The sequence below is a fragment of the Spirosoma lacussanchae genome (genome assembly GCF_005870035.1).
Taxonomy (GTDB): Bacteria; Bacteroidota; Bacteroidia; order Cytophagales; family Spirosomataceae; genus Spirosoma; species Spirosoma lacussanchae.
This window is the reverse complement of the sequence record NZ_SWJG01000012.1, coordinates 1-13,104: the sequence shown is the minus strand read 5'-3', so window position 1 is coordinate 13,104 and position 13,104 is coordinate 1. Positions and strand designations below refer to the sequence as shown.

Annotated in this window: 12 protein-coding genes; 6 read left to right on the top strand and 6 right to left on the bottom strand. The window is 50.7% G+C overall.

All coding sequences use genetic code 11. The features are described from left to right. Nucleotides 1-4: 4 nt before the first annotated feature. From FBR45_RS26700 to FBR45_RS24545, 5 genes are all read right to left on the bottom strand, one after another. On the bottom strand, nt 5-1,861 hold the full coding sequence (locus FBR45_RS26700; RefSeq protein ID WP_246082375.1) for a DNA methyltransferase: 1,857 nt from the start codon (nt 1,859-1,861) through the stop codon (nt 5-7). A gap of 97 nt (nt 1,862-1,958) precedes the next feature. Beyond that, complete coding sequence (locus FBR45_RS24560) at nt 1,959-2,417, bottom strand: hypothetical protein (RefSeq protein ID WP_138507129.1); 459 nt, start codon at nt 2,415-2,417, stop codon at nt 1,959-1,961. Further along, nucleotides 2,417-2,821, bottom strand: a complete 405-nt coding sequence (locus tag FBR45_RS24555; protein ID WP_138507128.1) for a hypothetical protein — start codon at nt 2,819-2,821, stop codon at nt 2,417-2,419. The genes FBR45_RS24560 and FBR45_RS24555 overlap by 1 nt, the downstream gene beginning before the upstream one ends. Before the next feature lie 21 nt (nt 2,822-2,842). After that, a complete protein-coding gene (locus FBR45_RS24550; protein ID WP_138507127.1) occupies nt 2,843-3,811 on the bottom strand; it encodes a tyrosine-type recombinase/integrase in 969 nt (322 codons plus the stop codon). A 28-nt stretch (nt 3,812-3,839) separates the two neighbouring features. Next, nucleotides 3,840-4,184 carry a hypothetical protein gene (locus FBR45_RS24545; protein WP_246082374.1) on the bottom strand — a complete coding sequence of 115 codons (345 nt, stop codon included), beginning with the start codon at nt 4,182-4,184 and terminating at the stop codon, nt 3,840-3,842. Nucleotides 4,185-4,331: 147 nt separating this feature from the next. Here FBR45_RS24545 and FBR45_RS24540 point away from each other — a divergent pair, with 147 nt between their 5' ends. Continuing rightward, the gene (locus FBR45_RS24540; RefSeq protein ID WP_138507126.1) at nt 4,332-4,688 is read left to right on the top strand and encodes a hypothetical protein; all 357 of its coding nucleotides are present in this window, start codon (nt 4,332-4,334) and stop codon (nt 4,686-4,688) included. On the opposite strand, the gene FBR45_RS24535 is transcribed toward FBR45_RS24540, so the two are convergent. Beyond that, on the bottom strand, nt 4,685-5,686 hold the full coding sequence (locus tag FBR45_RS24535; protein WP_138507125.1) for a replication initiation protein: 1,002 nt from the start codon (nt 5,684-5,686) through the stop codon (nt 4,685-4,687). The two genes, FBR45_RS24540 and FBR45_RS24535, sit on opposite strands and share 4 nt — an antisense overlap. Nucleotides 5,687-6,410: 724 nt before the next feature. Here FBR45_RS24535 and FBR45_RS24530 point away from each other — a divergent pair. From FBR45_RS24530 to FBR45_RS24510, 5 genes are all read left to right on the top strand, one after another. Further along, nucleotides 6,411-7,208, top strand: coding sequence for a hypothetical protein (locus FBR45_RS24530; RefSeq protein WP_246082373.1), 798 nt, complete (start codon nt 6,411-6,413; stop codon nt 7,206-7,208). Nucleotides 7,209-7,353: 145 nt separating this feature from the next. Continuing rightward, nucleotides 7,354-7,800, top strand: a complete 447-nt coding sequence (locus tag FBR45_RS24525) for a hypothetical protein (protein ID WP_138507123.1) — start codon at nt 7,354-7,356, stop codon at nt 7,798-7,800. A gap of 29 nt (nt 7,801-7,829) precedes the next feature. Further along, complete coding sequence (locus FBR45_RS24520) at nt 7,830-9,086, top strand: sensor histidine kinase (RefSeq protein WP_246082372.1); 1,257 nt, start codon at nt 7,830-7,832, stop codon at nt 9,084-9,086. After that, on the top strand, nt 9,055-9,792 hold the full coding sequence (locus tag FBR45_RS24515; RefSeq protein WP_138507122.1) for a LytR/AlgR family response regulator transcription factor: 738 nt from the start codon (nt 9,055-9,057) through the stop codon (nt 9,790-9,792). The genes FBR45_RS24520 and FBR45_RS24515 overlap by 32 nt, the downstream gene beginning before the upstream one ends. Before the next feature lie 223 nt (nt 9,793-10,015). Continuing rightward, nucleotides 10,016-13,045, top strand: coding sequence for a lantibiotic dehydratase (locus FBR45_RS24510; protein WP_138507121.1), 3,030 nt, complete (start codon nt 10,016-10,018; stop codon nt 13,043-13,045). Nucleotides 13,046-13,104 lie beyond the last annotated feature (59 nt).

Genomic DNA, 13,104 nt, shown 5'->3' with positions numbered 1-13,104 from the left:
GACTTCACGCTCGTGAGGTTCCGAGCGGACGGTATCGTACTCGAATAGCCTTCGTGGTAACGCTGCTGTTTACTGTGTTATCATTGGGATAACCAATGATAACACAGTAAACAGCAGCGTTACCACGCGCTTCGTTGCTCCAGCGGAACGTTTGGTGCGCGAAAAATATTGCCGCTCGTTGCCGGAACATCTCACTCCATAACGCGCTTACCTGTTCGCCTTGCGTAATCGAGTTGGTCGAAACGAACGCACTTCTCGTGGCTGGATTTTCACGCATATAGTGGGCCGCTTTCACGTACCAGCCAGACACGTAGTCGAGGATGCCAACTCCTTCGACAGCCCCAAAGACTGATTTGATGTCTTCGCGTTGTTGAATCGACATCATCTTCGAGCCAATGAACGGTGGATTGCCGACGATGTAGCTATAACGGGTTGGCTCTTCTTCTTTTGGGTCGGGCAGAAGCGATTGCCAGTCGGTGCGGAGGGCGTTGCCGTGTACGATGGTAGCCGACTTACGGAGTGGCAACCGGACGTAGTATTGCCCGAACTCCTCCGAAATCCGCATATTCATCTGGTGGTCGATGAGCCACATGGCTACCTGCGCGATTTGCGCCGGGAACTCCTCGTATTCGATGCCATAGAACCGGTCCACGTCCACCAGCACCAGGTCGTTGACCGTTACGTACTGCTGCCCTTTCTGCAACGCCTTGATGACTTCAATCTCCAGCAGCCGCAGTTCCCGGTACGTAATGATGAGGAAGTTACCGCAGCCACAGGCCGGGTCCAGAAACCGCAGGCCCGACAGCTTTTTGTGGAAGGCAGTCAGCTTCTTGCGATCAGGTTGTAAGCTTCGGAATTCCTGCCACAGTTCATCCAGAAACAGCGGTTTGATAACCTTGAGAATGTTCTTTTCCGAGGTGTAATGCGCCCCTAAGTTGCGCCGTTCGACCGGGTTCATGACCGACTGGAACAACGATCCGAAAATAGCCGGGGAGATGCGGCCCCAATCCAGTCCGCAACAGTCGAGCAGGATTTGTCGCATCGCCCGGTCGAAGGTCGGGATCATCAGATTTTCGGCAAACAGCTTCCCGTTCACATACGGAAACTGCGCCAGCGCATCGTCTAAGTTCTTGGGTCGTTTGTCGGCGGGTGTGTTGAGTACCTGAAACAGCATTGCCATCTGCTGCCCCAAATCGAAGCCGTCTTCACGGGTGTTCTGCGTTAGGTAGTCCTGAAAAATGCCCTTGTCGAAAATGCTGGTATCATCGGCAAACAGGCAGAACAGCAGCCGGACCAGGTACACTTCGAGCGAATGACCCTCATAGCCGACTTCTTTCAGTTTGTCGTGTAGGCCACCCATCATCTGAGCCGCCCTAATGTTGACCGGGTCCTCTTCTTTATAGGTACGTTTCTGGTAGCCAAGCATGAAGCCGAACTCCTTGACGTGTTGGTGCAACTCGGCCAGCGGAATTTCGTGATAAGAACGTTCCCCATCTTTCTCCTCCAGATCGTAGAGCCGGAAGCGGGCGAAGTCGGATACCAGCACGTAGCGGGGCAATTCGTGGTCTTTCAGTCCGACGAAATAATCGACTGCCTGTTTGTAGGCATCGTCTAAGCTGCGTCCCCGCGACTTGTGTTCGACGACCAACGTACCCGGCCAGAACAGATCGACAAAACCTCTGCTCCGACCCGGTCGCTCGACGGCTCTTTCAAATTGGGCCAACCGTCTGCGCGAGACCCCGAATACGTTGAAGAAATCATCCCAAAACGATTTGGCTTCGGCATCTTCCGAGGCTTCAGTCTTCCATTCGTTGGCAAAGCGCAAGGCACGGTCTTTAATCTCAGTCCAGCTAAGGGCCATCAGTGAGCAGGGGGTAATTATTTAAAAAGCCAAAATAGCAAAAGTAGATACTTGCAGCATCACGGGTTTCAGAAAACTCAACTGTCTTAGTAGTGTCTCAAAGCGGTTCGCTGGACCATTTATAATAGGCATAATCAGTTTCACTCAAATTAAGCCGCATAAACTCATCCATCCCGAAGTCGTTGCGTTCTAACACGTAGCGACGAAACGGCCAGCTTCGTTTAGCTTCTTCTAACCCTCTGGCTCGTTCGCCCTCACGAACCCGCTCATTAGGTAAACCCGCCAGATATTCCTCGAAGTAAATTTGAAGTAATTCGTTGGCTGATTTATTTTCCTGTTTGGTCGTTAAGCGTTGTGCAAGCCATTCGACCAAATCTTCCGGTACGTTGGCGGTTTCACGATTCGTCAAGCCCGCCACGTCGTTGAATTGATATTGATAACAGTAAGCAGCGTTGCCAATCCGGTACTGCCGCGCCCAGAACTCACGCTCTTCCGGAGCGAAATTGGCTAATTGCTCGGCCTGTATTTGATTGTATTTCTCGATAGGGTGGCGCATTAGTCTTCGTTGTGTACAGGAGGCATCCGCAGTCTATCCGAGTCATGATAAATTACGCGCTCTGCCTCAGTTGAGGTTGTTTGACTTTTGTAAAACCGTTCCAGCGACCAGATTTGATTGTACTGAATACGAATGCGTTCGTAAACTGCTGGTAGCTGGTTGCGTAGGATTACGTCGATCAGCAACGCGTCTTCCTCAAAAGCTGGTTTCCATAGCGCATCGTAATCAAGGAATAGCGGAGCCTGCCACCACTGTGTTATTGTGCGATCAGTAGGAGGCAATATGTCGAAGTAATTTGAGCGCAGCCAGTAGTAGCAATCAGGATTTTTAAGATCCTCGACCATCTGCCGTAACAGATCAGGTAATGCTGATTCGGCGCGGTTCGGCGTTCGGGTGATTGTCATATTGCTAAAAAGCATCGAAAGCTACAGCCCTAACTTCATGGCCGCGTTGTGCTTGACCACTTCCTGTACACGGGTATAGCGGTCGATCATCGTGCGGGTTTTGTGTTTAGTCTGCTGCATGATCTGCGAATCGTCAGCCCCGTTGAGTTTGGCGATGGTCACAAACGAGGCCCGATGTGAGTGCGCCGAGTAGTCGTCGCCGAGATATTGTTTCGTGGCGCGGGCTACCTGCTTATCCGACAGTCGTTCATCCGTAATCTGCTCGCCTTTTCGGATGCGAACAAACAACGGTCCGGTCGTAAGGTTGAGCAGTGCCATGTAATCCTGTAGGGCCCGTACCGGGCAGGTATCTGGGTCAGGGCTGAAGAATAGAGCCTTCTGCTCCGAGCGGCCGTATTGATTAGTTTTACTGCCCCGGTAGCTCAGAATAGCCCCTTGTCGGGTAAACTGTACCCCCTCGACATCCAGCGCGACGAGTTCAGACCGTCGGAAAGCACCGGCGAAGCAAACCAGCAGCATAGCCCGGTCGCGCAGGCCCGTGGGCGTTGCAGGTATAGACCGAATAACGCGCTTGTACTCATCAATCTCGAAGGCGGGAGCCTGCTGCGGTTCGGTGCCAATGCTGCGTTTGATGCCCTCCAGCACCAGCCGCACCGCTTCGTCGTGGCCGGGATCGGGGTGTTTTCGCAGACGGTGCCACTTGCGGATGGCTGCCAGCTTGCGCGTCAGGGTCGCCCATTTCTGATGCCCGGCCAGATCAGACAGGTAAGCCGCCAGCGTTGCCGGGCCAATGGGTAACGTACCCATGCCGTTCTCGGCCAGCCAGGTTTCCAGTCCGGCAATATCCGAGCCATACGCTTTACGAGTATTCTTGGCTCCTTCGACACCCCTCTGAAAGTAAGCGGCTGTCTGGGCAACCAGCTCTTCCGGGCTGGTACGTAGCCGAACCGATGCCGATTCCGTGTTGGCTGTAACAAGGTGAGCGTCCATAGTAGAATCGTCGTTCCGGGATATTCGTTTACTGATTGATGCGATTCGGGTTGGCGCGGGCAGCGGCCACCGATGCTTCGACCTCGGCCTGGGTGAGTTCATCGAGTTCGTTGATAAACAAGACTGGCTCTCCTTCATCTTCCAGATAGCCCGTATCCATCCGCAGCCAGATGTTCCAATCGGGTAGTTTAAAATGACTGACCGTTCCTACGCTGTTGAGGTGCGCGGGTCGGCTGTGATGGTAGATCGGTCGGTATCGTTCGGCCATGCGGGGCAGTTCCTTGAGCAACGCGGCCTGCACGTCGGCGGGCATCCGCTCGAAGGTCAGCCGGGCCGCTGGAGACCAGACAAAGTGCGGCTCGCAGTCAATCATCAGGGTGCCAGGTTTTTTAGTTTTGCAAAAATACACAAAATCAGTTACGTCCGATAAGGTTTATTTATCGGACGTAATTATGCTTGCGATTTTATCTTATCCTGCCTATATTGTAGCTACAGTTGTAAAGCGCATCCATTATCAGTTGTGAAGAATTCAGAACACTACACACTCGACTACCGGGCACCGAACCGGATTCACAGTAGCTGTGCGATCACCATCTATCGGCGCATTCCGTTAGTCATTGCTTCCGAAACAGGGATAGGTATGAGCGTCACGAATGCCGCCGAAGTCATTGCTACCGAAGTCGTTCGCCGATTCAGCATCGACCCTGCCCGGATGCTGTTCGTTGAACATTACCCGGAGAGTCAGCGGCCCAAACCCTACGGTGAATCATTTGACCTGGTGACCTTTACCTGGGATGGAACGTCCGCCGGTAATCCTGACTGGAAGCCTATCACTGTAACCGAGTTCAGGCAGATTCTGGAAGCAATAGAGGATTAGCTTTTACCAGAACCAGAAACTCGTTTGGCTTTCGACGACTTAGGGCCGGAAGCATCTTTAAACAAAATGCCGGCGATGTAACGGGTGGGTGTAGTGGCCACCGTAACCGCGCCATGGGTCACCATGCTGTCCAACCGCAGAAACTCGTTCAGATATTGTTCACTCTCCAGAATGGTGCGCTTCTGACTGTCAGTAAACTGATAATTGTAGAGAAACTCAGCCGCTTTTTTCTGCTTGTCGGCCAACGACAGTTCGCTGGCTTTCTTCAAGTCTTTGTTGACCAACTCAAAGTAAACGGCTTTGGGACTGGTTTTGCCCTTCCGACGGATAATGAAATTAAGCCACTTCACCGCCCGTCCCTCTTTCTGCTCCGTGATGGTAATGTCTAAATACGTTTTCCGATTAATCTCCGAAATCGCGTTGGAGAGCACCATCTGTTTAAGATTAGAATAGCGAACGTACTTCTGAGCGTTCAGCAATTCGCGCAGTTCCGTAACCTCCACCCGCCATAGCCCCGTGTCGATGAACCGCGTTAGGCGCGGAAACAATAGCTGGGAGTACTCGCTACTGAGGGAAACGGCTGCGTTCAGTTCATACTGCGAGTAGCCCTTGCTCAAATCTATAAAGTAAGGCAGGACCATCGAGTTGACAACGATATCAAAGTAACCCTTGTGCGACTCGTAATGAATGTACGGGATGGGCACGATGAAGGTGTATTTGCCCCGGTCCTGATCGAATATTTTGATCTTCCGCGAGGTAACCCGGTCCAGAATTTTTAGAATGACGTTGGTCTGAGCATGGGAGTTTTCGCCCACAAAGACATCCGAGTAATGAATTCGAAACTGCCGATCCTCTACCCGGTACGACTTCACGTCAAAGGTCTGCTCCGCCTTCAATGCTTTGAGAATATTCCAGTACAGACGACGTTCGTGTAACGAAAATTCTGACCGACCCAATAAGAGTGTTAGGGGTTCCCGGATAACAATTTCATCGTTCATAGGCCTAAATACAAAGAAGCAAAGCAAAAAAGCAATTTTTAAGAAACGCATCTTGCCAATGGACAGCTCGCAAAGGCTGGCTAAATGACTTAAATATCTTGCTTTTAATTCATAAGTGCCTGTCTTTTCAGTTAATTTTAAAATTAAGTATGTGTAAAAAATTTAATATTTTTTCCGATTTTTTCTTGCCAATACAAAGCAATGGCCACCTTGAGAGTAGGGAGGTAAACGTATTACTCTATTTCATTGCCCTTTTACTCTAATCTATTGCCTTTTCTACTCTGATCTATTGCCCTTCTTACTTAAATTTCTTGCCTTTAGTTACCAATGTTGACTTATATTCATTGCCCTTCTACTCTAATCTATTGCCCTTCTACTCTAATTCATTGCCCAACAGCTAGTTATCCACATTACTAATCGCTGTGATTCAGATAGTTAGTATCGTTTTATCCACAGCTACTATTATCAATATCAGAACAATTTTTAAAATACAATACTTGACTTTTGAGTTTCGGCATTGAGAGTTTTCTGCTAAAAGAATCAATAAATTGTGCGGAGCTATCAAATATGTTTGGCAAAAAGGACAAATTAAGTTTACTTTTAAAGTAAACTTAAAAAACACCTGCCCTCTATACTACTTATGGCTACCGAACGACCCTCTCGCAAACGAAAATCGTATAACCCTACTGACTATGCCCTCCGACTACGGGGATTAATTCAGCTCATGAAAGTCGTCAACAAGATTCAGCCGGATCGTAATGCCTGGGACATTGAGGGGGAGTGGAACGGCACAGGGGTGATTTACTTTGTCGATGCCCGTGATCAGTCTCTGTTCGCCGACTACGCCGACTTCGACTGTCGAACCATCAAATTGGTAAATTACGGCCGACCGGCTACCCGATTGACGTTTTTTAAGAAGCACAAGTACATACTTCTTAAAAACAATGACCTTAGCCGCGAAGAAAAGGAGCAACGCATATCCAACTACATCAATGAACTAACCGTGAAACAAGCTATCAAGCTCGATAAAATTGAAAAACTGTCAGGAGCGGCACTCTCCGATGAAAAGGGGCAGATCGGTATGATGGAACAAGAGGTTAAAACCTGGCAGGAGGTGTTGCGTAATCTGGATCAATACGATTTTGCCGTTTCCAATTACCGGCGCGACTACCACTACGTTACGTTAAACTATAAGTATCGCACGTCGGAGCAGGAATATGCAAACGCCCAGGAACATCTGCTAAACCCACAACGAGACGGGCAGGGTGTCATCACGCAGCAACGATATAATCTCATCTTCGTGGACACACGAGAAATCAGCCGGGAACATCCGCACCAGCACAAAGAGATCGAAAACTTTCTGAATAATTTTAATCTGGTTACGCAAACAGGTAAGCAGCAGTTATATGCCCGACCAAAGCCACCAGAACCGATTGATGAAGAACTTGCGAAGAAGCCAGATACACCTGAGTCAAAACAGGAGGAATCGAAACAGGACTTTCCCAAGACATTATTCGATTAGTCAATCATACTATAATACAAATCGTTAATAATCAGTATAATCAAAAAATAGATAAAAAATTATCTAAATATAGACAATGTACGACCGATACGTGACGTTACTCTATCATGTGGGTAAACAAAATAGAGTAACGCCCTCTGTGTCTATGTCCTTTTTTTCCCTTTTTGGTTCACTGGCAATGCCAGTTAGTGTTTTAGCGTTTGCCAGTCTTACCACGCTAGCTCCCTCCCCTGCTTCAGGAGACAAAACCGCCCCGGATTCAACGCTGACTATCCCGATTGAGGTGGTTAACAAAGATCGACTACCGACGGTGGTAATCGAGAAAGAGGTATCTATTCCTGAGGGATACACGTACCTGAATCATTCATTATCGTTGGTCAGTGCGTTTCCCGTAGAGGGCACCGAACAGGGGGCCGACTGGATTGCTGGTCCTGACAAGAGCTGGAGCATCTACGTGAAGCGGGAAATCAACTGTAAGCAGCCTGAGCGGATCGTGCTTCGGGCAACAGCCGCACCAGGCCCTAAAAACAGTGAAATCGGTGTTCAGGCTATTCTATCGGTAGGCATCAAACGGGTAGGCCGCGTAAACTAAATTCTTCAACAAGAACAGTTTTATTGTTTGTGTCTTCTCTACAGAAAGATACCGGGACAGCTATTGCCTTTCGGCGACCAGTTACGTGGCAGCGGCTCACTTGGCATATCGTTTTCTGGGGTCTCAGCTACGTGCTGACGCTGAGCCAGTTTCGACGGGCCTTTTCGGATAAGCCGAATGACGAGCTGCTCTATGTGGTCAACACCCATCACCTGTTGACCACGCTGCTTTCTTTTGGGCTGCTGGGGTACGTGTTCATACCGCGCATTCTTTATCGGCCACAACGCACTTCGCAACGATTACTACTGGCAGTGGGAACGGTAATCGCATACTACGTTTTGATGTGCCTGAATACGTATGCGCTGCTGGTATTTACCGAAGCTTGGTATGCACCCCTGCCTGCCTACCTGAGTCGGCGACTGGATGTTTTCGTGCAGGCTCCTTGGTACGAGTACTTCATCAATCCGTCGATTGGATTCTTTGTCTTCGGGCAATTCATTTCCTATATCCTGATACCGCTGTTGATTAAAGCGGTCAGGGACGGGTATGCCCGGAATCAGGCACAACTGGCCGTGGAAAAGCAACGTCAGCAGCTTGAATTAGATAACCTGTTACTGGAAAAAGAGAATACAACGAAGGATTTGCAGTTTTTGCGACAGCAGATCAACCCGCACTTTTTGCTTAATGCGTTCAACAATATCTATACCCTGATTCACCGACGGGATAACCGGGCCGCTGACACGCTGGCCAATCTTTCTACGCTGATGCGGTATACGCTCTATCGTACCAGTCACGAGTTTGTGCCACTGTCTGACGAGTTACGCTTTCTCAAAGGCTACATCGACTTGGAACGCATCCGGCACGCCTTGCCCGACGCGATAACCTGTTCGCTGCCTGAACCCGATGAGCACATGGACCAGTGGCTGGTTCCACCTCTGTTGCTGGTTACGTTCGTCGAAAATGCCTTTAAACATGGGCTGAACGCTGTCTATGAAGGTGGATGGGTACTCACTACGCTGGAGATAAACTTGTCGGAGAATGTGGGTACGCTGACGTTTACCGTGGCTAATAACAAAGGTGATGCACCATCCCAACCCACGGTAGATGGCGGTATTGGCCTGGAGAATGCAAAACGCCGATTAGCTCTGCTCTACCCAAAGCAACAATACGAATTGGTCATACAGGATCAGTCTGAGCAATTCTATGTTCGGCTGACTATCCCGCTTCGCCCAAAGAGCGAAACTATACTAACCCATGAATACGCCCCTACGCTGTTTACTGATTGACGACGAACCACTGGCGCAGGAACTACTGCTCGACCATGTGGCCCAGCTACACAGTCTGGACATAGTTGGCGTGGCCAGTAATGCCTTACAAGCCATTGAACTCTATCAAACCCTCAAACCGGACCTGCTTCTGCTGGACATAAACCTACCCCGGATGAACGGATATGAGCTGCTCGGCAGCCTACCGGGTAAAGCTCCCTGGGTGATTGTCATTTCGGGCTATCAGGAATTTGCCTTTGAGGGATTTGAGAATAACGTCGTGGATTTTTTGCTGAAGCCGGTCGTCTTCAGCCGCTTCGTCCGGGCCATTACCAAAGTGCAGGAGCGGGTGCAGGCACTGGATGCAGTCGGCTCTGCGGTTGGTAGTGTAACGGCGGGCAACGTGCCATCCAACCAACTGGCTATCAAGGATGGGAAGACGATGGTCAATGTGGCCTGTCAGGACATCATTCTGGTCGAGGCCATGAGTGACTACGTCAAAATTACCCTGCCCGACCGTGTACTGGTGAGCCATCAGCGGGTATCAGCCCTGGAAAAGATGTTGCCGGCACCCCTGTTCGTGCGGGTCAACCGGTCATTCATTATCAATACGACTAAAATCCGGCAGACGGATGGTCAGCAGATCGAGATGCAAAGCGGTCAGCGCGTCCCGGTGGGAACAACATACCGGTCTGTAGTCAGCAGCATCATCCGAACGGCCCTTTAACGAAGCGAGTACCAGTTTTCTATAATGTTCCATTTCAATTTTTTTACCCATGTCAACTTCTGTAAAGCGCCTGAAAACGAAGGCAGTTGGAACCCGGATGCCTGTAGCAAACCCCCGGCCCGTCAAGTACCCAACCACGATTGATCTAACCATCATCTTCACCTACTAATCAGGTTTAGCCCGTCGGAACGCATCTGACGGGCCTTTTTTTAGCAGACTTCGTATGCGTTCTTCATTACTTACCCAACCGTTTGCCCTATTACGTTCCCCGCTGCTTCCGATTGACGAACTCGTCGATCAATTGGCGAAAACCACTAACAATGCTGATACGGTATTACGGTCGTGGCTAAACAGGCCCGTAGTAGAGCAGGCCTTACAGGTGGCTTCGACCTCTTTATATCAGGTATGGTTAAACTGGAAAGAGGAGCCAGAGACATTACCAAACGTAGATGCCCGATTGGCAATGTGGCGGTACGTGTTGCGTATGAGCAGCCGTTGTACGCCCTTCGGCTTATTTGCGGGCGTGAGCATGGCCACCGTGGGTGAGGAGACCGTTGGGTACGTTGAGGGGGACAACTGGCAAACGACGATCCGCCCGGACATGGCGTGGCTGTCGGCATTGGTTGACCAACTGGTCAGTCAGCTGGAGATTCGTAGAGAGCTACGTTATTCAGTGAACAACAGCCTGTACACGCTGGGGCAGCAATTCAGGTATTCAGACTACACGATAGAATCCGGGCAGCGGGCGTTTTATATTAATTCGGTAGAGCGTGATGACCTCATACAGTCCGTGCTGGCATTTGTCCAGAACCAACAAGATGGCGTACGGGGACACGACATCGTTACGTTTCTGATTGAGCAGGCAGGTGAACGTGATGAAGACGCGCAGGGGCTGGTGGATGAACTGATTGATGCCCATCTACTGATCAGCGAACTCGAACCGAACGTTACCGGGAACAATGCCTTTGGGCAATTGCTACGACGACTGGGGAACATACCATCTGCCCAATTTTGGAAGTCGCAACTCAGTACTATTCAGGAGCAGCTACAAGCAGGTTCTCTGACCACCATAGCAGCACAACACACTGAAAACCGGATGCGGGCACTGGTCGGCGAAGGGTATGCTGACAAAAGCCTGATGCAGGTAGACCTGATTCGGCCCACCGAAACCATTCGCTTAAAACAGAGCGTCGTTCAACAGATTGGTCAGGAACTGCTGGAACTGGCTCCGTTGCGTCCTGACAGCCAATCAACATCGCTAAAGGCATTCTCCCGGCGACTGTATGACCGGCACGGCACAGCGTCTGTTCCGCTGTTACACGTACTCGACCACGAAACCGGTGTCGGATACGGCGAGACGGAACCACGGGTCGGGCAGTTGTCGCTGTTGAACGGGTTGACTCAACCGCCCGCTTCTCCCCTACCGCAACCAGATCGCTTAGACGCGCTGCGGTTAGAGAAGCTAACGGTCTTACTGACAACCGGCGAACAGGTACAGGCCATTACGGAAGACGATTTGGCGAAAGTTGCGTCGTCGGCTCCGCAACTACCGTTGGCGCAAAGCTGGGCCGTGTTGGGAGAACTCTACGGAAACGGCAGTCAGGCCATTGATACCGGCCAGTACACGTTTCTGGTTAAGAGTGTGGCCGGACCTTCGGGGGCTTCGCTGATGGCTCGTTTCGGCGATCACCATACTGGTCTGGCGGATCAACTCCGGCACTTGACCGATTGGGAGGCTAATCAGTACCCGGACGCACTGCTGGCCGAGATTGTCCACTTGCCCGCTGGTCGCGTCGGCAACGTACTAAGCCGACCTCGTCTTCGTTCCTATGAGATTCCTTACGTTACACCCGCATCGGTCGAAAGCGATTATGCAATTACGTTGAGCGATCTGTGGGTGAGGTCGATGGATGGTAGGACGGTTGAATTGTGGTCGAAAAAGCGTGATTGTAAAGTCATTCCGCGCAATACAACTGCCCACAATTACCACCAGTCCGACGATGTGTACCGGTTCCTAACAGACCTTAGTCATCAGCAGGAAAGCTTTTCACTGCGGTGGTCGTGGGGCAGCTTGTCCGGGCAATCCCGATTGCCCAGGCTGATGTACAAGCACCTGGTTCTGGCGCGCGCCCAGTGGACCCTGATGCACCAAACCAACTGGTCGTCGACTAAGGAGATGGTAGCTGACCTGCAAAACCGTCTTTCTCTGCCCCACTTGATTGCAGTGATAGAAGGCGACCACGAACTACTGCTTGATCTCAACAGCCCTCCGTGTCAGGAGTTGTTGTTGGCGGAGTTACGTAAACGGCGCAACGTTCAGGTAGTCGAATGGCTGGGAAGCCCTGATCAGTGCTGGATAGATCGGACCGGGCAACGGTACACGGCAGAATTGGTAATCCCCTTCGCAACTCCTCAGGCTCCTTCTTTACCGTTACCGCGTCCTTCACCGTTTGCGGGTCAAAGGGAGCTGGTCAGACGTACCTTCGGGCCGGGCAGCGAATGGCTCTACGTAAAAGTGTACGTCGGCGAGCTGACAGCCAACGACGTGTTGATGCAAGTTGTGAAACCATTGGTGGAGCAGGCAATGGTAGAGGGATGGATCGACCACTGGTTTTTTATTCGGTACTACGACCCTGAACCTCACCTCCGACTGCGTTTCCACGGTTCTGAAGCTACGTATCATTTGGTATTGAACGAACTCGTCGAGCAGCTTGCATCGTGGCAGGCCGAAGGTCTTGTGCAATCCGTTGTGGTGGATACCTACCAGCGCGAACTGGAACGGTACGGTCATCAGACTATGCCCCTCATCGAACGGCTCTTCTGGCAGGACAGTATCTGGAACCTGCACTGGATTGAGCAGAATACCCTGCTTGACGAGGATATGCTTTGGTGGGTGGCCTGTGAGCAAGCCGATCAGTTTATGGATGCTTTTGGCTTCCCTTTCGCTGAGAAGCAAAGTTTTATGGTGGGTCTTCAGTTGCGTTTTCAACTGGAAAACCCGCCCAGCCAAACGCTACGTAAAGAGTTTAACGTTCGGTATAGAGCCTGGCAGGAACGGATTGACGGACGGACGTTGCCCAACTTGCAGTTGGAGGAAAACTGGCGGGTACTCATTGACCAGATTCGGGGAGCATACGAACAACCCAATGAAGCATTACCACCGCTTTCTGAGCTGGTTCAATCGTTGGGGGGCTGCCCACATTCGTACGAAATGTTCCATCAAACTGGTTTTGCTTCCTCCTTTAAGAGTTGACCCAATTCTAGACTGACCAAATTTCGTAACGTGCCTTCCGAAAAGTCATATTCGCCTTG